Source organism: Porphyromonas sp. HMSC065F10 (assembly GCF_001808555.1).
GTDB lineage: Bacteria > Bacteroidota > Bacteroidia > Bacteroidales > Porphyromonadaceae > Porphyromonas_A.
The window spans coordinates 10972-33270 of sequence record NZ_KV793793.1; the positions used below are offsets into that span (position 1 = coordinate 10972).

At 58.3% G+C, this 22299-nt stretch carries 18 protein-coding genes; 9 read left to right on the forward strand and 9 right to left on the reverse strand.

Going from position 1 to position 22299, the window contains the following annotated elements:
* Nucleotides 1-45: 45 nt before the first annotated feature.
* The 9 genes from clpB to HMPREF2890_RS05690 all read right to left on the reverse strand — a co-directional run bounded on the left by clpB (nucleotide 46) and on the right by HMPREF2890_RS05690 (nucleotide 12417).
* Nucleotides 46-2637, reverse strand: a complete 2592-nt coding sequence (gene clpB, locus HMPREF2890_RS05650) for an ATP-dependent chaperone ClpB (protein ID WP_070466442.1) — start codon at nucleotides 2635-2637, stop codon at nucleotides 46-48.
* 696 nt (nucleotides 2638-3333) lie between these two features.
* Nucleotides 3334-3747, reverse strand: coding sequence for a hypothetical protein (locus tag HMPREF2890_RS05655; protein ID WP_070466444.1), 414 nt, complete (start codon nucleotides 3745-3747; stop codon nucleotides 3334-3336).
* A 35-nt stretch (nucleotides 3748-3782) separates the two neighbouring features.
* Entirely contained in the window at nucleotides 3783-4514 is a 732-nt protein-coding gene (locus HMPREF2890_RS05660; protein ID WP_070466446.1) for a hypothetical protein, read from the reverse strand.
* 292 nt (nucleotides 4515-4806) lie between these two features.
* On the reverse strand, nucleotides 4807-5247 hold the full coding sequence (locus HMPREF2890_RS05665; RefSeq protein ID WP_070466448.1) for a hypothetical protein: 441 nt from the start codon (nucleotides 5245-5247) through the stop codon (nucleotides 4807-4809).
* 154 nt (nucleotides 5248-5401) lie between these two features.
* Nucleotides 5402-7894 (reverse strand): polyribonucleotide nucleotidyltransferase, encoded by a 2493-nt coding sequence (locus HMPREF2890_RS05670; RefSeq protein WP_070466450.1) that lies wholly within the window; start codon nucleotides 7892-7894, stop codon nucleotides 5402-5404.
* 207 nt (nucleotides 7895-8101) lie between these two features.
* A complete protein-coding gene (locus HMPREF2890_RS05675; protein ID WP_070466452.1) occupies nucleotides 8102-8572 on the reverse strand; it encodes a biotin/lipoyl-containing protein in 471 nt (156 codons plus the stop codon).
* A 25-nt stretch (nucleotides 8573-8597) separates the two neighbouring features.
* A complete protein-coding gene (locus HMPREF2890_RS05680) occupies nucleotides 8598-8813 on the reverse strand; it encodes a hypothetical protein (RefSeq protein WP_070466454.1) in 216 nt (71 codons plus the stop codon).
* Between the two features lies 1 nt (nucleotide 8814).
* Nucleotides 8815-10368: an acyl-CoA carboxylase subunit beta gene (locus HMPREF2890_RS05685; RefSeq protein ID WP_070466474.1), complete on the reverse strand. Its 1554-nt coding sequence runs from the start codon at nucleotides 10366-10368 to the stop codon at nucleotides 8815-8817.
* 99 nt (nucleotides 10369-10467) lie between these two features.
* Nucleotides 10468-12417 (reverse strand): alpha-L-fucosidase, encoded by a 1950-nt coding sequence (locus HMPREF2890_RS05690; protein ID WP_083289833.1) that lies wholly within the window; start codon nucleotides 12415-12417, stop codon nucleotides 10468-10470.
* Between the two features lie 230 nt (nucleotides 12418-12647).
* Between HMPREF2890_RS05690 and pheT the strand changes: the two genes are divergently transcribed.
* The 9 genes from pheT to rny all read left to right on the forward strand — a co-directional run bounded on the left by pheT (nucleotide 12648) and on the right by rny (nucleotide 22270).
* Nucleotides 12648-15113, forward strand: a complete 2466-nt coding sequence (gene pheT, locus HMPREF2890_RS05695) for a phenylalanine--tRNA ligase subunit beta (protein ID WP_070466458.1) — start codon at nucleotides 12648-12650, stop codon at nucleotides 15111-15113.
* Nucleotides 15114-15150: 37 nt separating this feature from the next.
* Nucleotides 15151-15894 carry a YebC/PmpR family DNA-binding transcriptional regulator gene (locus HMPREF2890_RS05700; RefSeq protein WP_070466459.1) on the forward strand — a complete coding sequence of 248 codons (744 nt, stop codon included), beginning with the start codon at nucleotides 15151-15153 and terminating at the stop codon, nucleotides 15892-15894.
* Between the two features lie 23 nt (nucleotides 15895-15917).
* Nucleotides 15918-16637 (forward strand): PASTA domain-containing protein, encoded by a 720-nt coding sequence (locus HMPREF2890_RS05705; RefSeq protein WP_070466461.1) that lies wholly within the window; start codon nucleotides 15918-15920, stop codon nucleotides 16635-16637.
* Nucleotides 16638-16678: 41 nt separating this feature from the next.
* Nucleotides 16679-17752, forward strand: a complete 1074-nt coding sequence (locus tag HMPREF2890_RS05710) for an RluA family pseudouridine synthase (RefSeq protein WP_070466462.1) — start codon at nucleotides 16679-16681, stop codon at nucleotides 17750-17752.
* Between the two features lie 12 nt (nucleotides 17753-17764).
* A complete protein-coding gene (locus HMPREF2890_RS05715; RefSeq protein WP_070466464.1) occupies nucleotides 17765-18766 on the forward strand; it encodes a D-alanine--D-alanine ligase in 1002 nt (333 codons plus the stop codon).
* 232 nt (nucleotides 18767-18998) lie between these two features.
* A complete protein-coding gene (gene fabD, locus HMPREF2890_RS05720) occupies nucleotides 18999-19883 on the forward strand; it encodes an ACP S-malonyltransferase (RefSeq protein ID WP_070466466.1) in 885 nt (294 codons plus the stop codon).
* 17 nt (nucleotides 19884-19900) lie between these two features.
* On the forward strand, nucleotides 19901-20224 hold the full coding sequence (locus HMPREF2890_RS05725) for a hypothetical protein (RefSeq protein WP_070466468.1): 324 nt from the start codon (nucleotides 19901-19903) through the stop codon (nucleotides 20222-20224).
* A 51-nt stretch (nucleotides 20225-20275) separates the two neighbouring features.
* Nucleotides 20276-20641 (forward strand): cell division protein ZapA, encoded by a 366-nt coding sequence (locus tag HMPREF2890_RS05730; RefSeq protein ID WP_083289834.1) that lies wholly within the window; start codon nucleotides 20276-20278, stop codon nucleotides 20639-20641.
* Between the two features lie 18 nt (nucleotides 20642-20659).
* Complete coding sequence (rny, locus tag HMPREF2890_RS05735) at nucleotides 20660-22270, forward strand: ribonuclease Y (RefSeq protein WP_070466472.1); 1611 nt, start codon at nucleotides 20660-20662, stop codon at nucleotides 22268-22270.
* Nucleotides 22271-22299: the final 29 nt, after the last annotated feature.

A 22299-nucleotide genomic window follows, 5' to 3' on the forward strand; every position in this document is an offset into this window, starting at 1 on the left:
TCGGCGAAAGACCATTTTGCAAAGGTCTTTTGTTAGGAAACGGTATTACTTATTGTGGAAGGCGAAGTCGCCATGCGCGGCATCCAGCTCGATCACGCTGTCGCGCCGGAGGGTGCCGCTGATGATGTCCGTGGAGAGGGTATTGAGCACCCTGCTCTGGATCACACGCTTGACGGGGCGCGCACCGAACTGCGGGTCGTACCCCTCGTGGGCTATCTGCTCCACGGCGGCATCGGTGTAGGTCAGCGTGATGCCATTGGAGGCAAGGGTCTTGACCACCCGGTCGAGCTGCAGGCGTACCACCTCCGCGATCTGCTCCTCGGTGAGGGGACGGAAGACCGTGATCTCATCAATACGATTGAGGAACTCAGGGCGGATCCGCTCCTTGAGCATATCCATCACCTCAGCCCGTACCTTGCCGACGACCTCATTGGCATTCGCCTTCGTCATGCTCTCAAGGCTCTTACGGATCAGGTCACTACCCATATTGGAGGTCATGATGATGATCGTATTCTTGAAGTCTGCCGTGCGCCCCTTATTGTCCGTCAGCCGACCGTCGTCCAGCACCTGGAGTAGGACATTGAAGACATCGGGGTGCGCCTTCTCGATCTCATCGAAGAGGATCACCGAGTAGGGCTTCCGCCGAACCGCCTCAGTGAGCTGTCCGCCCTCCTCGTAGCCAACGTATCCCGGAGGGGCACCGACGAGGCGGGAGGCGGAGAACTTCTCCTGATACTCGCTCATGTCGATGCGCGTCATCATGTCCTCGTCGTCAAAGAGGATCTCCGCCAGCGCCTTCGCCACCTCCGTCTTGCCGACACCGGTGGTGCCGAGGAAGAGGAAAGAGCCGATCGGGCGCTTGCTGTCCTGCAGACCGGCACGACTGCGGCGGACCGCATTGGCAATCGCGGTGATCGCCTCGTCCTGACCGATGACCCGCTTGTGGAGCTCCTCCTCGTGGTGAAGGAGCTTCTCCCGCTCGCTCTCCATCATCTTGGTGACCGGGATGTGGGTCCAGCGGGATACCACCTCTGCGATATCCTCCTCATCGACCACCTCCTTGATCATCGCCTTGCCGCTCTGAGCCTCGTGGAGCTTCTTCTCCGCCTCATCGATGCTCCCCTGCAGCTGCTGGAGCTTGCCGTACCGGATCTCCGCCACCTTGGCGTAGTCGCCCTCACGCTCGGCGCGCTCGGCAAGGAGCTTGAGCTGCTCCTGCTCGGTCTTCGCCTTCTGGATCAGGTCGATCTGGTCCTTCTCTCGCTGCCACTGGCTCTTGAGGGCAGTCTGTCGCTCGGAGAGATTGGCCAGCTCCTCGTCGATCGCACGGACCTTATCCTCATAGCCGTCACGCTTGATCGCGACCCGCTCGATCTGGAGCTGCTTGATCCTCCGCTCCACCTCGTCCAGCTCCTCCGGCATGGAGTCGATCTGCATGCGGAGACGGGCTGCCGCCTCATCCATCAGGTCGATCGCCTTATCGGGGAGGAAGCGGTCGCTGATGTAGCGCCGAGAGAGACGGACGGCGGCGACGATCGCCTCGTCGAGGATCCGCACATGGTGGTGCGTCTCGTACCGCTCCTTCAGTCCACGGAGGATACTGATCGCATCCTCCTCACTCGGCTCATCCACCATCACGATCTGGAAGCGCCGCTCGAGCGCCCGGTCGGTCTCAAAGTACTTCTGATACTCACCGAGTGTGGTGGCACCGATGACCCGGAGCTCGCCCCGGGAGAGAGCCGGCTTGAGGAGATTGGCGGCATCCATGGCGCCCTCGCTCTTGCCTGCACCGACGAGGGTGTGGATCTCGTCGATGAAGAGGATCACCTGTCCATCGGAGCCCTTCACCTCGTTGATGACACTCTTGAGTCGCTCCTCAAACTCGCCCTTATACTTCGCTCCGGCAATCAGCGCCCCCATGTCGAGGGAGTAAAGCTGCTTGTCCCGAAGGTTCTCCGGCACATCGCCCCGCACGATACGGCGGGCAAGACCCTCGGCGATGGCGGTCTTGCCGACGCCCGGCTCTCCGATCAGGATCGGGTTATTCTTCGTCCGGCGACTGAGTATCTCCAGCACGCGCCGTATCTCATCGTCCCGACCGATCACCGGGTCGAGCTTGCCCTCACGAGCCGCCGCCACGAGATTGGTCGCATACTTACTGAGGGCGTTGTAGGTCTCCTCGGAGGAGGGTGAGTCCGCCTTAGCCCCCTTGCGAAGCGACTGCACCGCCTCGAGCATCGTCTGATAGGTGATGCCCTGATCCTTGAGTCGGCGACCGGCGGTGGTATCGGTCTTGAGGAGCGCCAGGAAGAGGTGCTCCACCGCGACATACTGATCGCTCATCTCGGCAGCGATACGCTCCGCTGCATCGAGCACTGAGGCGAGGTCCCTACTGAGGTAAGGCTCCCCACCCTGCACCTTAGGGAGGGCACTGAGGTCCTCCTCGATCCTCGACCTAAGCGTGTCGAGGTTGCCCCCACACGTGGGGATCAGGTACTCTGCCACCTGATCCCCCGCTGTGGTGAGGGCTACAAGGAGGTGCTCCGGCTCGATCGCCTGGTGGCCACGCTTGCGCGCCTCCTCCATAGCCTGCCGGATCATCTCCTGCGACTTGATTGTGTACTTATCCCAATTCATATTCACTTTATTCTTTTAGTTTTATTCTGAGACCATAAGTACAAAAACGAAGCCCCACCCTATCTGTCAGTCCATTATGTCTTTTCGTAGAAACAAAAGTCAGTCGTGGCAGTCCATGCTGTCACTTGGGGAGACAAGTAGGGCAGAAATCCTTTAGGGATAAAAGAGAAATCTAATACCGATAATAGACTTCACTAATACCGATATTAGAGAAATCTAATATCGGTATTAGTCGGAGGGGGTAGGGGTGACGGTGATGCACCCCCGCAGGGGTGCGTTTTTCATAGCCCGGGTGTCGGAGGGGCGTAGCCCCGACGACCCCGGGAAATCATAGCCCTCAATCCCTCGACCCCGCCAGGGGTCGCTCGTAATAGTGATCGTGAGAGGGAGCGACACCCTATCGGGGTCGTATATATACAAGGCGGATCTCAGGTAACCCGGGGTCTTCGGCACTGCGTGCCTCGACACCCGGGCTATGAAGAAGGCACCCCTCCGGGGTGCACTGCGGTTTGTCCGATCCAGCCGGATCGCCCAATAAGATAGCGTAACAGGCGGAGAAACGCTCAAAGAGGGGCATTTTGTTTAGCTGTAAGGCTCAAATGCGTCACCCCTGCTTGTCCTCCTTCGTGAAAAATCGGTTCCAAAGGTTGCTTCCTCTGAAACCGATATAGACATAATAGGGCAGTACTGCTGATGTTAATCCTTTGTGGACTTGGACAGCTTTATCGCCTTAGCCAGCTTATGGTAATAGAGATAGCGAGTTGCTCCCACTGTGATTACAATGAGTAACAGCCCAATATCTTTTCGCAGTATCGTAAAGGACTCTCCGATATCTATCAGGAGGAGGGTTATCGAAACTACCAGGAGTGTACCCCAAAAGGCAATGTCGAGAGCTTTCACCCATGGGGAAACAACTCCAGACTGACATCTCTCTTCGGGCACAAGTGTCATCAGCTGTACAAACATGGTCTCAAGGACAATGACCGGTATAACAAACTGGAATATCGACTCCTTAAGAGCCATCAAGGACTCAACCCTTGAAAGAACAAGGGTGGCCCAGACGGTAGCACCTATGATGCAGAGCTCTAAAACAAAGAACTTGATACGCATAAGATTATTATGGGAAAAGTGCGGTGTAGTGGCGTCTAACAGGCATCGAGAGCACCACCAACCGCACCGCCAATCGCACCTCCAACAACTCCATGCGGACCTCCAGCGACCCCTCCTATAGCCCCTCCTATAGCCCAGCTGATAATCCCCCTTGCACAGGGATGCGATCTCCACCAGCGACGGATTTTGGAACCAGCAAAAGCAAACGCATTAGCCTCTCGCTCCCCATAAGGTTCGTAGGCGCGAAGCTCAGAGCTTGAGTTAGGCGTGTTCCAGAGGCGAGCAAGTTCGGACAAATCAGAGCCATACTTCAGGAAGGTGGCTTCAGAAGCAGTAACAACTGCTGTATGAAGAATTAGAGCCTCCGTTTGGGAAAGATCTATCCCTTCATGCCGAATGATTTGATCTAGTGCATCACTATATTCCTGTGCCGACTTAAAGTCTGCAGGACACACCTCTATCAGTAGATCTGCAACACGAAGAAGTTTGTCAAACGACATGTCCTCTGTGGTTGTTGCACGAAGGGTGGGAGCAGATAGGATAAAGACTTCGGCATTTTTCGCAACGTCTTCTGTAGTGTTGTGTTCGTCAAATGGATCCTCGAACCACACGTTTTTGACGCCTGCTCGTAAGGCGGCATCGTAAGATCGAATGTCGTCAAGGTTGCACTCCTTGGTTGTACTCACCGAGGGTACCTCAGCTACCTGAGTGCAAGAGATGCAAGTGAGGCTGGCAACGATTCCCAGCACGATTAGGTTTTTTTTCATGTTGATAGTTTGGTGTTTAAGGGTTTAACGATATTTCTGTCCTCAAAGTTACAAAACATACTTGATTCAACAAAAAAAGCAAAGCGGCTCTTAATTCTTTTAATTCGATTTTTGATGTGCTCTACACAACAGACCGAATAATAAGTGGGAGACACTCCTCACCACAGGTGTAGACTTTAGGGCGAACTACAACTTCTAGATTATCCTCCAGTTAATAAAGTGGATGAGATCTCTATGAGGTGACACACCTCGTAGGGATCTCATTCTTTAGACCTATGTATAAACACTTGATCTACAGCTTTTCTCGATGGATCCAACTAAGCGAGAGTCGCTCCGCGAGCACGACCACAAGGGGGACAAGTACCAATAGCAGGTTATAAAGAGGCTCGGGTAGAAAGTACGGGGTCAGGCAGATGAAGGCCCCGCTCTCTACCGCCGTACAAAAACGGTAGAGCCAAGGATAGCTCTTCCTAAGAAGCTGCCCTGTCGGTAGTAGTCCCTTATCACCCACAAACCAGCGAAGGAGGAAGATCGCTACGAGTGCCACAAGTAGCGCCCCGAGCGTCAAAGCCACTGAGACACTTCCCAATGGTGCTATGTAGACAGCAGTGAGGAGTAGGAAGAGCTCATAAAACGAGCTGTAGTAGGTCCTGTCGTGAGCTGTTCTCCCGTAGAGTCTTCCGAGGAAGTAGACCAGCGCCAGACCAAGGGGGATCAGAGCGTAGTAATTCATACCAAGAGTAGTCTGTGGTGTTGTCTCAGTCGTGAGACAAAGGATGACCTGGAGGTACTTTGCATCACGATCACGACATTATGCATATAGAGCAGGCGAGCCGAGTACGAAAGGATCGCACTCGGCTCGCTGCATATTAAGTAGGGGTTACTGATCAGAACTGGCCAAACTGCTTGAAGAAGTCAGCCGGGCTCCCGGGCTTGTCCTCAGAGGACTTTGGCTCACGCTTCGGCTCCTCACGCTCCTCACGGCGGGGCTCCTCCTCACGCTCCTCACGCTCCTCGCGACGGGGCTCCTCACGGCGGGGCTCCTCATCACGCTCTTCGCGCTCCTCACGGCGGGGATTGCGACGGCGCTCCTGGTGGCGCGGACGCTCCTCGTCAGAGGGACGCTGCTCCTCGCTGTCACTGTCATCAGAGTTGCGCTCCTCGCGGCGAGGGTTGCGACGACGATCGCCACGGCGACCCTCACCATCACGCTCTTCACGGTCACGACGACGCTCGCGGGGACGCTCGGGCTGCTCCTCGTAGCCCTCAGGCTTCTCGATCAAAGCACGGCGAGAGAGACGGAACTTGCCGGTCTTGGGATCCACCTCCAGCAGCTTTACCTGCAGCTTCTGTCCCTCTGTGGCACCGGTCTCCTCGATGTTGCCGAAGTACTTCCAGTCCCACTCGGAGATATGGAGCAGACCCTCCTTGCCGGGCATAAACTCGACAAAGACACCATAGGGCATAACGCTCTTGATGGTACCCTCATAGGTCTCACCTACCTCGGGGATGACGACGATGCGATTGATCATCTCGAGGGCGCGAGTGATCGCCTCCTTATTGGACGCAGCGATCTGGATCACGCCGACACCGCGCTCGGTGTCCTCCTCGATATTGATCTGAGCACCGGACTCCTCCTGCATACCCTGGATGATCTTACCGCCGGGGCCGATGATTGGGCCTATGAACTCCTTCGGCACCTCCATTTGCTCCATGCGGGGCGTCTGAGGCTTCAGCTCAGGACGAGGTCCGGGTATGGTGCTCTCGATGATGTCGAGGATATGGAAGCGGGCACGACGTGCCTGCTCAAGCGCCTGCGCCAGCACCTCGTAGCTCAGCCCGTCGATCTTGATATCCATCTGGGTGGCGGTGATGCCCTCACGGGTACCGGTCACCTTGAAGTCCATATCTCCCATGTGGTCCTCATCACCGAGGATGTCGGTGAGGACCGCCTTCTTGTCTCCCTCGCTCATCATACCCATGGCAACGCCGGAGACGGGACGGATCATCGGCACACCGGCATCCTCCAGCGCCAGCGTACCGGCGCAGACCGTAGCCATGGAGGAGGATCCGTTGCTCTCCAGGATGTCGCTCATCACGCGGATGGTGTAGGGGTAGTCCTCGGGGATCATGCCGTGGAGGGCACGCATGGCGAGGTTGCCGTGACCGATCTCTCGGCGGCTGACGCCCTTGGGGCGAGAGGCCTCTCCGGTGCTGAAGGGCGGGAAATTGTAGTGGAGGAGGAAGCGCTCCTTGCCCTGGAAGAGGGCATCGTCGACCAGCTTCTCATCGTCCTTGGTACCGAGAGTGACCGTGGCAAGTGCCTGGGTCTCTCCGCGGGTGAAGATAGCCGATCCGTGAGGGGCGGGGAGGCAGTCCACCTCCGTCCATATCGGACGTACATCCTCGAGACCGCGACCATCAAGACGCTGATGATGGTCGAGCACAGCGGTACGTACCGCCAGCTTGACGTACTTATCGAAGTAGCGATTGATCAGCGGATCGAGCTCCGCAAGCTCCTCCTCGCTGTACTGAGCCTTAAACTCCTTACCCACCTCAGTGATGCGGCGAGAGCGTGAGTGCTTGTCGTTGTCGGCTGACATAGCGATCTCGAAGAGCTTGTCGTAGCAGCTGTCGTAGATCTTCTTATCGAGCTCGGGATCCTGTGCATCGCCCTCGTAGGTGCGCTTAACGTCGGAGCCCACCTCGCGGGCCAGCTCGTTCTGCACACGGCACTGTACCTTGATCGCCTCGTGAGCCTGCTTGATCGCCTCGATCATATCGCTCTCGGGGACCTCCTTCATCTCACCCTCGACCATCATGATATTCTTCTCCGTCGCACCGACCATCAGGTCGATATCGGCACGATCGAGCTGGTCGAGTGTAGGATTGATCACCCACTCACCATCGAGACGGATCACTCTCACCTCAGAGAGCACCTCGTCGAAGGGGACGGTGCTGACCGCCATGGCGGCAGAGGCTGCCAGCCCGGCCAGCTGGTCGGGAAGCTCATTGGGGTCACCGCTGAAGAGGATGATCTGCACGTAGACCTCGCAGTGGTAGTCCTCGGGGAAGAGGGGACGCAGAGCGCGGTCGATCAGTCGTGCAATCAGGATCTCATGGTCCGACATACGGCCCTCACGGCGGGTAAAGCCCCCGGGGAAGCGGCCATCGGCGGAGAACTTCTCCTTATACTCTACCTGGAGGGGCATAAAGTCTACGCCCGGACGTGCCTCCTCGGCAGCGACCACCGTCGCCAGGAGCATGGTCTTGCCCATGCGCACAACCACGGAGCCATCAGCCTGCTTGGCAAGCTTGCCTGTCTCGATCGTGATCTCACGACCATCGGGCAGAGTGATGGTCTTTGTGATTACATTCATACTTTTACATCTTTTCGAGCCTACGCATTGCAAGCTCGGTTATCTAAAAACTCAGCTGTCCCTCCACGATATCGCACAAAGGTAAAGATTCTCAGCGAAAAAGCCCTCATTTTACTATGATGACTTTAGGATACTTCCCCTGATTTAGGGAAAAGGATCGCCCATCCGTCTAACGGCAGACCGCCTGAAAGGATCCGGAAGAGTGTCTTACCCTATCGTGGCGAGCGGATCGCCCCCCTGGACGGAGTCTCCCTTGGCGACCAAGAGAGATGTGATCGTGCCATCACTATCGGCATTGATCTCATTCTCCATCTTCATCGCCTCGAGGACCATGATCTTCTGACCCTTTTTCACTTGGTCTCCCTCAGCCACCAGCACCTCACGGATCAGGCCGGGGAGGGGAGCGATCACCTCACGACCGCCGGCGGCACGCTTAGGCTGACTCTGCGGGAGGGGAGCAGTGGGCGTCTCCTTGGGAGCCTCGGGGACAGGCGCTTTACTCACAGCCGGTTCAGGCTGGGGCTTAGGGGTCCGCCGAGCAGGCTCTGAGGCGGTCTCGTCACTCAGGCGGACGCTGTAGCGGTGTCCATTCACCTCCACCTCCGCCATCTCCTCGTCGGCAGAGTGGATCGTCACCTCGTAGGGGTGACCATTGATGGTGTATCGGTATTGCTTCATAGGTCTCTTGTGTGGTAGTATGTCCTTACCAAGGGCGGCGACGCATCGTGAGCGACTTGTCGGACCAACCCGACCGCCGCTCGCCACGCTCCTCATCGGAGAGCGCGGAGGTCTCCACGCTTCGTCCGTAGTCGGCCAGGGCGAGAGCGATCGCCGTCACCACCTCGCCCCGCGCCTCATCGATCGCACGACCGAGAGAGAGCAGAGCCTCGATGGAGGGGTCAAAGTGCTGATTGTCCATATCAGAGAGGAATGTTGTCGTGCTTCTTTGCCGGTAGCTCCTGGCGCTTATTGCGGAGGTCTCGGAGTGCTCGGGCAATGCGCTTACGGGTCTCATCGGGGACGATCACATCGTCGATAAATCCGTATGAAGCAGCGTAGTAGGGATTGGCAAATTTCTCCCTGTACTCCCGGATGTGCTCCTCCTTGAGCGCAGCCGGATCCTCAGCATCACGGAGAGCCTTACCGTAGAGGATCTCCACTGCTCCATCGGGACCCATGACGGCGATCTCAGCGGAGGGCCAGGCGAGATTGATGTCAGCACGGAGATGCTTTGACCCCATCACAATATAGGCTCCTCCATACGCCTTGCGGGTGATGACAGTGATCTTGGGGACTGTCGCTTCTCCATAGGCATAGAGGAGCTTGGCGCCATTGGTGATCACGGCATTGTACTCCTGACCGGTGCCGGGGAGAAATCCGGGGACATCGACGAGGCTGACGATCGGGATATTGAAAGCATCACAGAAGCGGACGAAGCGGGCGCCCTTGCGGGACGAATTGACATCCAGCACCCCCGCAGCGGCAGCGGGCTGATTGGCGACAATACCGACACTCCGCCCATCGATGCGGGCAAAGCCGATGATGATGCTGCGGGCGAAGTCACGCTGTACCTCGAGGAACTCACCTCCATCGACGACCTGACCGATCACCTCGTACATATCGTACGCCGTATTGGGGTTGTCGGGGATCAGCTCATTCAGCACCGACAGATCGCGGTCTACAGGATCGGACGACGCGAGGCGAGGCGCCTCCTCCATATTATTGGACGGAAGGAAGCTCAGTAGGTGGCGCATCAGCTCCAGCCCCTCCTCGTCGATCTCGACGGCGAAGTGTGCCACACCGCTCTTGCGGGTATGGACGGACGCCCCACCGAGCTCCTCTGCGGTCACCTCCTCATTGGTCACCGTCTTCACCACCTTAGGGCCGGTGAGGAACATATAACTGGTGCCGGAGACCATGATATTAAAGTCGGTCAGTGCCGGGGAGTAGACCGCCCCACCGGCACAGGGACCGAAGATCCCGGAGATCTGAGGCACCACGCCCGAGGCGAGGATGTTATTCTCAAAGAGCTCACCATAGCCGGCAAGCGAGTTGACGCCCTCCTGGATGCGGGCTCCTCCGGAGTCGTTGATGCCGATGATCGGTGCCCCCACCTTCATCGCCAGCTGCTGCACCTCGCAGATCTTGCGAGCATGCATATAGCCGCAGGTGCCGGCAAAGGCGGTGAAGTCCTGTGCATAGACATAGACCAGACGACCATCCACGAGACCACTACCGGTGACGACCGAGTCCCCATCGTAGACTTTCTTGTCAGCCCCAAAATTGGCATTGTGGTGGCGAACGTAAGTCCCCAGCTCCTCAAACGTACCGGGGTCCAAGAGTCTCTCTATCCGCTCTCGGGAGGTAAGCTTGTGGCGGCTGTGCTGCTTCTCTACCGCAGCCTCGCCACCTCCGAGGAGCATCTGCTCCCTTCGCTCAATGAGCTCCCTGATCTTATCTGTCTGTCTACTCATATATATATGGTGTACGAATCCAAATACCTGCCTCCCCCACTCATCACAAAGGTACAGGTATTCACCCATTTCCACAAAAACGAGCTACATGATGGCCCTCTATCGGAGACGAAGGGCGGAGAGGTGAGCCGGCGAAGCGATAGGGAAGCGGTGGGGGCGGGTGATCGTCACCTCATCGGTGGCGGGAAGAGTCATCCTCTGCATCTCGTACTTGTTGATGGGCGTAAGGAGGGCGTAGGGACGAGGACCAAAGCTATTGTAGAGCTTGAGCCGCAGCCAGTGCCGACCCGGTGTCAGGGATAGGAGAAGTGGAATCCTCTCCTCACCCTCTCGGACGAAGCCCCCATCTATATATTGGTCATCAAGGTAAAGGAGGAAGCCCCCGCTGTAGGCGAGGTCCACCCTCAGGTCGCCCGACTGATCGCATGCCAGCTCCTGCTCGAGGAGGAGCCCCCTATGCTGATCGGGAGAGCCAAGCAGCGTGTCCCCCAGGATCGCCCCTTCTATAGGCTGAGGGACCACGCCATCAACCGACGGCATCCATCCCAGCTGTCCGCCCACGGGACGGCAAGAGAGAGGTCCCACGAGGCGCACCGTCGGAGACTTGGTCTCGTACGGCTGACCCTTGAGCGTCAGTAGATCCCCATTCACCTCCACCTCCCGGCCTTCGTACTCCCGAGGGAAGGAGATCTCCCTCAACCCTTTACCTACAACCCTGTAGCCAACCACGCTCCGCAGCCCGGAGTAATAGTCCGCCAGAGAGTAAGCATAGATAGTCTCCGACCGGGACTGCAGCGAGACCGGATCGGCAAAGGAGAGACGTATCGCCCGATAAGGCATACCGGCAAGAGGGACGCAGCGCACGACGGGATGCCCGTCTACAGAAGTAAGCTCCACACCTCCCTTGTCATCAAGAGCCACAGCGGATAGGGGCGAGGCAGTAAGCGCCGGCAGCTCGACCAACGTCCTGTCATCGGGGACAAAGAGGTAGAGCTCCCGAGCATCCGCCCGACGAGTCATCAGCCGGTCATGGCAAGGCAGCCCCTCCGTCCCGTAGATCGCTGCGCCATAGGTGCTCAGCCACCTTCCCATACGCTCCAGCACCTGGCGCTCAAAGGGGATCACCCCACCCTCTCCATCGGGACCTATATTAAGGAGGTACTTTCCCCCTCCGCAGACGACCCGCAGGAGATCCGAGAGCTTCTCGCGCACCTTGGTCTCCACACTGCCCCTCCGCTGCCAGGAGCGATAGCCCCATGTCTCGGGGAAAAAGCTTGCTGCCGTCTGCCACGGAATGTCTAAAGTGTAGTCAGGTGTCTCATTGTCCGGAAAGACGGCAAAGTCAGCACAGTCATTTCCCAGCCGTCCGCTCACCATACAGTCCGGCTGCAGACTCTTCACCAGCCCGTAGAGCTCTTGGCTCTGAGCGGGCGTCAGCGAGCCCATGTCAAACCAGAGCTCGTCCACCGACCCATACTTGGTCAATAGCTCACGCACCTGGCGCTTATTGTACTCGTGATGCGCCGGGGTGACCGGGTCGGCATTGTGTGAGGAGTAAGGCACCGCACCCGGGAAGTGCCAGTCGATGAGGGAGAAATAGAGCCCGAAGCGCAATCCCGCCCTATGGCACGCCTCCGACATCTCACCCACCAGATCTCGTCCGCAGCGGGGCGCACGGGCGGAGGAGAAGTCGGTCGTGGCCGTATCCCAGAGGCAGAACCCCTCGTGGTGCTTCGCCGTCAGCACGACACTCCGCATACCGGCCCTCTTCGCCAGTGCGGCTATCGAGTCAGCATCGAAGTCCGACGCCGTGAAGTCCCGAGCGGAAGCCTCGTAGACATCCATATAGTGCACCCCGAAGGAGAAGATCTGCTCCGAGTAGCCATCGTTTACCGGTACACCATCGTAAACCCCACCATAGGTAGAGTAAAGACCATAGTGAATAAAGAGCGAGAACTTATCCCCCAGCCAGTCGGTCGCACCAGATAGGGGAGACAGGGTGGTCATCAGGAGGAGCAAGAGCACGATTCGCTTTGTGGCTGTCATCATCTCAGGTGGGCTTATATAAGGATAGAGACAAAGTTAGTCTTTTTGCCCAGATCCGCAGCTATACGAGTCTCCAATCGCGGATCAGATGGACCGATGAGGCTGGCTTTTGTGATTGGGCGGAATTAGGGCTAAATTTGTGGTCCCATTATACTGAGTATCCTGTGCCGTGTACCATCGACCTCAGGCGAGGATGATGCCAAGCGACACATATATATATTGAGATAAAAAGAATGATCGTATCGTACAACTTGCTCAAGAAGTATGTCGACCATGACCTCACTGCTGAGGAGGTCAGCGACATCCTGACATCAACCGGTCTGGAGTCAGACGGCGTGGAGACGCGTGAGTCGATCCGTGGCGGACTGCGCGGTCTCGTCATCGGGAAGGTCCTCACCTGTGTCCCGCACCCCAACTCTGACCACCTCCACATCACCACGGTGGATCTCGGTAGCAAGTACAGCCCGGACGGACCTCTGCAGATCGTCTGCGGAGCACCCAACGTCGCTGCCGGACAGACCGTCGTGGTAGCCACCATAGGCTGCACACTCTACGATGGCGAGGAGTCCTTTACGATCAAGAAGGGCCGTATGCGGGGGGAGGACTCCTTCGGTATGATCTGCGCAGAGGACGAGATCGGGCTCGGCAGCGCCCACGACGGGATTATGGTACTGCCGGACGACATCCCCGCCGGGACCGAGGCGGCAGACTACTTCGGTGTACACTCTGATCAGGTGATCACGATCGACATCACACCCAATCGCGTCGACGGCACCTCCCTCTATGGTGTCGCCCGCGACCTCTACGCCTACCTCCGCTCACGCGGCCTCAGGACAGCACTCCATAAGCCCGAGGTGAGTGAGATAAAGGGAGAGGGACACCCGGTGAGCCTCCACATCGATGCCCCGGAGGCTGCCCCGCGCTATGCGGGAGTGGTAGTTCGCGGTCTGAAGGTCGGACCATCACCCAAGTGGCTTCGCGAGGCGCTTGAGACGATGGGCGTCCACCCGGTAAATAACGTTGTCGATGCCGCCAACTTTGTCCTTATGGAGATCGGACAGCCGCTTCACACCTTTGACCTCGATAAGGTCAAGGGGGGCGAGGTACATGTCCGGCTCGCCAAGGCTGGCGAGAAGCTCATCGCACTGGACGGCAAGGAGTACGAGCTGACGGGGAGAGATCTGGTGATCGCAGACGCCGCCGACCCGATCTGCATCGCCGGCGTGATCGGCGGGAAGGACTCCGGCATCACCGAGGAGACGACCAATATGTTCCTCGAGTGTGCCACCTTCCACCCCACCTACGTCCGCAAGACAGCCCGTCGGCATGGGCTCAATACAGATGCCTCCTTCCGCTACGAGAGAGGACTGGACCCCAATGAGATCCCCTACGCCCTCCGGCGTGCCGTCGACCTGATCACCGAGGTGGCAGGGGGCGAGGTGGCGAGTGCCGTCTACGACGAGTACTCCAGTCTCGTGGGACCTTATACGATCGACCTCTCCTGGAAGCGCCTCTATGGCCTGATCGGCTTTGAGATCGACAAGGCTCAGGTGCGCAATATCCTCGAGTCGCTCCTGATCACCATTACCCGTGAGGACGAGGAGGGGATCCACGTGGAGGTACCCCGCTACCGATACGATGTGACACACGATGTGGACCTGATCGAGGAGATCCTCCGCATCTACGGGTACAATACCTACCAGGCCCCAGACCAGCGACTGACGCTGACGATGGGCGCCCCCTCCTACCAGGATCAGAGCGTCCGCTACCAACAGGTGATCAGCGAGCAATTAGTGGGAGCGGGATTCTTCGAGATCCTCAATAACTCCCTCTCCAAGGAGTCCTACTACAGCGACGAGAAGAGTTCCGAGCAAGCGGTGAGGGTGATCAATCCCCTCTCTGCCGACCTCTCCACACTTCGTCAGACATTGGTTCACGGTGGACTGGAGTCGATCGAGCGAAATCTCAATCGCAAGGCGACAAATATCCGCTTCTTTGAGTTTGGCAACACCTACACCCGCGTAGACGAGAGGGAAGATAATCCTCTGCGAGGCTTCCACGAGAGCTTCCGTCTCGGACTCTGGATGACCGGGGACACCGATACCGGCAACTGGATCACCCCCGAGCGGGAGATCTCTGTCTATGAGCTCAAGGGAGTCCTCGAGCAGATCCTGACCCGTATGGGCGTGAATGACGGAGAGATCAGCAGTGAGCAGAGGGAGGACGATCCACTCTTCGAGAAGTGCCAGGTACTCTCACTCAAGGGCGGGGAGGCCTTCGCCCGCTGGGGACTCCTCGACCGGGAGATGCTGACGACGATGCACGACATAGACGTGTCGGTCTACTTCGCTGAGATCAAGTGGGACATCCTGCTCCACCGCGTCCTCGGTCGGCTGACCAAGGCGACGAGCATCCCCCGCTTCCCCTCCGTCAAGCGCGACTTCGCCCTCCTCGTCGACAAGAGTGTCACCTTTGAGACCATCAAGCAGGCCGCTGAGAAGGCTGAGCCCAAGCTACTGAGGAGCGTCGAGCTCTTCGACGTCTACGAGGATAAGACCCTGCCCGAGGGCAAGCGGTCATACGCCGTCACCTTTGAACTCCTCGACCCGGACAAGACGCTGAGCGATAAGGCGATCGAGAAGACAATGCAGAAAATTTTCAATCAAATCGAGCACGCTACCGGAGCGACTCTCCGATAAAACGGTCGACCGAGACTATAGTTACTGACAAATAATCATGGGAAGAGCATTTGAGTACAGAAAAGCGCGTAAGATGAAGCGCTGGGGCAATATGGCCCGTACATTTACGAAGCTGGGCAAGGAGATCACCGTGGCGGTCCGCGACGGAGGTCCCGACCCGGACACCAACCCCCGCCTGCGCGTACTCATCCAGACCTCCAAGAAGGAGAATATGCCCAAGGAGAATGTCCAGCGCGCCATCAAGAAAGCGACGGACAAGGATCAGGCAAATTATGAGACCGTCACGTACGAGGGCTACGCTCCGCATGGTATCGCCATATTCGTGGAGACCATGACCGACAATACAACCCGCACGGTGGCCAATCTCAGGAGCTACTTCACCAAGTACGGTGGGAGCCTCGGTGTGAATGGTAGCGTAGAGTTCCTCTTTGACCACAAGGTAGTCTTCACTGTCACTCCCAAGGAGGAGGGCAAGGAGTACGATCCCGAGGAGCTACTCCTGGAGCTCATCGACGCCGGTGCGGAGGATGTCTCCAGATCGGACGACGGCTACACGGTGACGGGAGACTTTGCCGTCAATGGCACTCTGCAGACAGCACTCGAGGGGATGGACTTCGAGATCCAGTCGGCAGACTTCATCCGCGACCCCAAAATGACGAAGGAGATCACTCCCGAGGAGCGCGAGGAGGTCAATACCCTGATCGACAAGATCGAGGACGACGATGATGTACAGAACGTCTTCTCCGACATGGCTGAGGACGACAGCGACGACGAGGAGTAAGTAAGGACGATACCGACGGCATCATGAGCGAGGAGGAGATGGACAGAGAGACAGAGGATCGGACGGAGGAGAAAAAGCGGACGATGAGCACAGGACGCGCTGTCAGGATCACGCTGCTAAACCTGCTGGCTATGGTCGCCGTGGGGGCGCTTATCATCGTAGGAGCACTCTTTCTCCTCGATGTCTACACCCACCATGGCGAGGCGGCCAAGGTGCCGGATCTCTCCGGCATGACCCTGTCGGAGGCGCAGACGGCGGTGCGGTCCATGGACCTGGACCTCGAGATCGTCGACTCTATCTATACGGAGGGGATGGCACCCGGTGTGATCCTGAAGACCTCTCCCGGTCCCGGATCGATCATCAAGAAGCACCGCACGATCTTCCTGACCACCAATACCACTACCGTGGAGCAGGTGGTGATGCCGGCTGTCTACGACACCTCGCGACGTCGTGCCCAAGCTGCCCTCAGGTCGGCAGGCTTTGTCGATGTGACGATCAAGATGGTCCCCGGGAGATACAATGATCTCGCGGTGGAGGTGTCCGATCGTCAGACCGGTCAAGTGATCCAGCCGGGCACTAAGCTGCCATTCAATACCCCTCTCGTCCTCTCGATCACCTCGACCTCCTCTCTCGATAGCCTCTACGACGCCGACACCACAGCTGTGGACCGCGAGGTCGCTGAGGCACTCCAGAGGATCGGACAGGCTGAGGAGCCCGACGGGGAGGATCTGCCGGAGCTCTGAGCTGAGAGAGGTCCAGTCACACCGCATACGCTTCACAGTAAATGACCGAGAGAGACCTACCGACCGAGCCGGAGCCGGTAGACGAGGAGGACGAGGAGGTAGATCAGCTCTACGAGCACTACGCCATCACAGCAGATCAGGGGCAGGAGCCTCTGAGGGTCGACCGCTTTCTCGTCAATATGATGCCGAAGATCTCCCGCAGTCGCATCCAGCGGGCAGCCTCATCCGGCTTCATCTTCGTCAACGGCGAGCCGGTAAAGTCCAATTATAAGGTCAAGCCTCTCGACCGCGTCTCTATGCGGCTCGAGCGCCCACCGATGACCCTCGAGATCACTCCCCAAGAGATGTCTCTCGAGATCGTCTACGAGGATGACTGGCTCTTGGTGGTCAATAAGCCGGCCGGACTGGTGGTCCACCCGGGGCATGGCAACTGGGACGGGACGCTCCTCAATGGGCTCGCCTGGTACCTGCGGCATGACCCCAACTTTGATGTCAATGATCCGGCGATAGGGCTGGTCCACCGCATAGACAAGGATACCAGCGGACTACTTGTGATCGCCAAGACCGCGGAGGTGAAGAGTGCGCTCGGAAAGCAATTCTTTGACCACTCCACTCGGCGCGAGTATGTGGCGGTGATCTGGGGACATATGGATCCGGCGGATGGCGTGCTGAAGAGCAACATTGCTCGCGATCCTCGTGACCGGACGCGGATGGCACCCTTTCCCTACGAGGGCGAAGTGGGTAAGACGGCCGTGACCCACTACAGCACGGAGGAGTACCTCGGCTACCTCAGCCAGGTACGTTGCCGCCTCGAGACGGGACGCACGCACCAGATCCGCGTCCACCTCTCCCACGAGGGGCACCCGCTCTTCAATGACGCCGTCTACGGCGGGGACCGGATCCTCCGCGGTAATCGCTTCGCCAGCTACAAGAAATTTGTGGAGAACGCCTTCGCCATCTGCCCGAGGCAGGCACTGCATGCGCAGACGCTGGGCTTCTTTCACCCCATACTTAAGCGACAGATGGACTTCTCGAGCACGCTACCGCCCGACATGACCGCCCTCATCGAGAAGTGGCGGAAGTACGTCGACGACGGCAATGTGGAGAACCTCTGATCACATCTCATCATGGATCAAGAAAAACTAAAGATTGCGCTCATCGCCGGCGGCTATAGCGGCGAGTATACCGTCTCCCTGTCGAGTCAGGAGGGGCTGATGAAGTTTCTCTCCGACAGCCCATACGAGATCTACCCGGTACTGATACGGCGTGATCACTGGATGGTGCTCGGGCTGGAGGAGACACCGGAGATCGACAAGGAAGACTTCTCCTTCGTCCACCCCGAGACAGGTCGCAAGATCCGCTTCGACTTCGCCTACATCACCATCCACGGCACGCCGGGCGAGGACGGGCACCTGACCGGCTACCTCGACATGCTGCAGATCCCCTACTCCTGCTGTCCGACACTGATCGGGGCGCTCACCTTTGACAAGTACGTCTGCGCCCGCTACCTCTCCACCTTTGGGATCAAGATCGCCCCGGCAGTTCGGCTCACCAAGTACGACCGGATCGACATCGATGACCTGCTCCGAGAGCCGGGGCTTCCCTGCTTCGTGAAGCCCAATAACGGAGGCTCCAGCATCGCCACGACGCACGTGACGGAGCGAGAGCAGCTGCAGCCAGCGATAGATAAGGCACTCGCCGAGAGCGGCGATGTGATGATCCAGTCCCTCATCACCGGCACCGAGATCACCTGTGGCGCCTATGAGGACGCCGAGGGGATCCACATCCTACCGATCACCGAGGTGGTGCCCAAGAGTGAGTTCTTCGACTACGATGCCAAGTACAATGGCGCCGTGGACGAGATCACGCCCGCCCGCCTCCCTGAGGAGACGACAGCGCGTGTCAAGGAGCTGACTCACCGGATCTACCGCCACCTACGGGCCGCCGGCATCATTCGGGTCGACTACTTCATCGAGAGCGACGGCACGCCCGTGCTGCTGGAGGTCAATACCACGCCCGGGATGACCGCCACCAGCTTCATCCCCCAGCAGATCCGTGCCGCTGGTCTTGCACCGGGGAAGGTCCTCGAGGGGATCATTGACTTCCTCTACCACCGGTCACGTCGGTAGCAGAGGCTCTTCCGCCAAGTCATCCAGGGCTGCGTCTCACATGAGACGTAGCCTTTTTTTGGGCTATTCCTCTCAGCCGATAGTCCTATCTCTTCCTCTCGGTCAAATAGAGTCTGGAGAGGGAGTCTTCTCAGAAAATAAGCGACAGAAAAGTCTTCCGATACTCCTCTCTTTTACTTATCTTTGTGGGAGTAGTTTTTAGGAACCCTATTCTTAACGATACATACACCATATGCTAGCATACGTTTTTCCAGGCCAAGGATCCCAGCACATAGGCATGGGCATGGCCATGTATGATAATAATCCTGAGGCGATGCGCCTCTTTGATCGTGCGGATGAGATCCTCGGCTTCGGTCTGAGTAAGATCATCTTTGACGGCACGGAGGAGGAGCTGAAGCAGACCGCCGTCACTCAGCCTGCCGTCTTCGTCCACTCCTACATCTCCGCATCAGTCCTCGGCTCTGAGGAGAAGCCCGACATGGTGGCCGGACACTCTCTTGGAGAGTTTACCGCCCTCGCCGTCGCCGGGGCGCTCTCCTTTGAGGACGCTGTCCGACTCGTCCATATGCGTGCCGTGGCTATGCAGAAGGCCTGCGCTGAGGCTCCATCGACGATGGCGGCCATCATCGGCCTCCCGGATGCCGAGGTGGAGGAGATCTGCGCCAACATCCTCGACAAGCTGGTCATACCTGCCAATTACAATAGCCCCGGGCAGGTGGTCATCAGCGGCTCCATCGACGGAGTCAATCAGGCCATTGAGGAGGCTAAGAAGGCCGGAGCCAAGCGTGCCATTGCGCTGAAGGTGAGTGGTGCATTCCACAGCCCGCTGATGGAGCCGGCTCGTCAGGAGCTGGAGCAGGCGATCCACCAGACGCACATCCAGACCCCTCGCTGCCCGATCTACCAAAATGTCGACGCCAAGCCGCATACCGACCCCAAGGAGATCGAGGGCAACTTAGTCAAGCAGCTCACCGCTCCTGTACTCTGGTCGCAGACGGTACAGCGCATGATCGCTGACGGAGCGGATCGCTTCATCGAGTTTGGTCCGGGCAACACCCTGCAGGGGCTTATCCGCCGCATCGACCGAAGTGTCACGGTAGAGGGACGAGAGGGCTGATTTCTCACGCCGCACCCGTGTCAGAGAGTACCGATCACCGGTCCCACGAGGGGGATGCCCTCCATCGAGTAGAGCTAAGGACGTCTTACCTCATAGAGCGCTACCAAGCGCTTCGGCAGGAGGTGGAGTTGCTTAGAGACCAGAATGGTCAGCTCCGTAGTCTATTAGCTAAGGAGACGACAAGAGCCGACGGACTGGAGCAGAAGCTCGCCATCACGGCGCCCATCTCAGCCGATGACCCGGACGTACACAAGTCTGCAGCGGGTCTCTACGCAGAGATCGATGATCTCGTGGAGACCGTGGACGATGTACTTCGCCTCTTAGAGACCCACGTCAAGTAATACCGACTGACACCGTACTCACTACCTACCACCCAACGCTCCACAGCCGTCATGCCTGACAGATCCCCGGATATGCAGGCAGAGACGCCTGTACCCACTCTCACCCGCGTGATCAACCTCCGCGTGGGGGAGGTCCCGATGGCCGTCACCATCCCCCGCGAGGAGGAGGCGGAGGCCACCCTGAGAGCAGCCGCCAAGGAGCTCAATCACCTCCTTGACGAGTACAGGTCCCAGTACGACCTCACGACCATCGAGGCACTCACCTATGCTGCCATCCACCTCGGTCGCGACAAGTACCGCCTGCTGCAGCAGCAAGAGCACGCCGACTACGAGGGGCGACTCGCCAAGCTCTCAAGGGACCTTGATCAGGCACTTGATGGTCTGAGCACACAGTCCTCCCACAGAGACAACACTTAGATAACGACATAACACTATATGAGTCCCATAATAATTGCGATCATCGTCGCCATAGTCCTACTGGCATCGGGCTGGATTCTGCTCAATAAGCAGAACGAGCGCCATGCCCAGAGGCTCTATGAAAACGAGATCGCCAAAGCCAAAGAGGCTCGGCAGGAGTACCTCGACCAGGCCAAGGTCACTCGAGACGAGTACATGGCCAAGGCGAGAGAGGACGCCGAGATGCTCGAGAGAGACAAGCTCCTGAAGATCAAGGAGGAATTCCTGAAGCGCAGGGCTGAGCTCTCCGATGAAGTACAAGCTCGCCAAGCCTCACTCCAGTCCATCGAGGACAAGCTCAAGAAGCGCGAAGAGCAGCTCACCAAGCTCCAGGACGATATGTCCCGCCGCTCACAGGCAATAGAGGAGGAGGGAGCCAACCTCAAGAAGCAGATCGACTTCAATAAGGCCAAGGAGGCCGAGCTCGAGGCGCTACGTCTCCGCCAGCTTGAGCAGCTCGAGGAGACCAGCGGTCTTACCAAGGAGCAAGCCAAGGCGCAGCTGATGGAGCACCTCAAGAGCGAGGTCAAGTCCAGCGCCGCCATCATGACCAATGAGATCATCGATGATGCGAAGCTCAAGGCTAATGCCGAGGCGCGCAAGATCGTCATCAAGACCATCCAGCGCATCGCCACCGAGACCGCCATCGAGAATGCGGTCACCGTCTTCCACATCGACAACGACGACATCAAGGGGCGCATCATCGGTCGTGAGGGACGCAACATCCGCGCCCTCGAGGCTGCCACCGGTGTCGAGATCATCGTCGATGACACCCCTGAGGCGATCCTGCTCTCCTGCTTTGACCCCGTCCGCCGAGAGCTGGCACGCCTGTCCCTCCACGAACTGGTGCAGGACGGACGCATCCACCCCGCCCGCATCGAGGAGGTGGTCGAGAAGACTGAGAAGCAGCTTGAGGAGGAGATCATGGAGACCGGTGAGCGAACCGTGATTGACCTCGGCATCCACGGTATGCACCCCGAGCTGATCCGACTCGTCGGCAAGATGAAGTACCGCTCCAGCTATGGGCAAAACCTCCTTCAGCACAGCCGCGAGACCGCCAACCTCTGTGCCGTTATGGCCTCTGAGCTCGGACTGGACGCCAAGAAGGCGCGCCGTGCCGGACTCCTCCACGACATCGGCAAGGTGGCAGACGAGGAGCCACAGATGCCCCACGCCCTCCTCGGTATGAAGCTCTGCGAGAAGTACAAGGAGAAGCCGGACATCTGCAATGCCGTCGGCTCCCACCACGATGAGATCGAGATGAGCACCCTCATCGCCCCCATCATCCAGGTCTGCGATGCCATCAGTGGCGCACGACCCGGAGCACGGCGCGAGATAGCAGAGGCGTACATCAAGCGACTTAAGGCACTTGAGGACCTCGCCCTCTCCTACCCCGGAGTGATCAAGACCTACGCCATCCAGGCAGGTCGCGAGCTCCGCGTCGTCGTCGGGGCCGACAAGGTCGATGATGCCGGCACCGTCGAGCTCTCTAATGCGATCGCCGAGCGAGTGCAGGACGAGCTCACCTACCCCGGTCAGGTCAAGATCACCGTCATCCGAGAGCGCCGCGTCGTCTCCTACGCCAAGTAGAGAATGTTGCACGAAGTGCCATTCTCGCA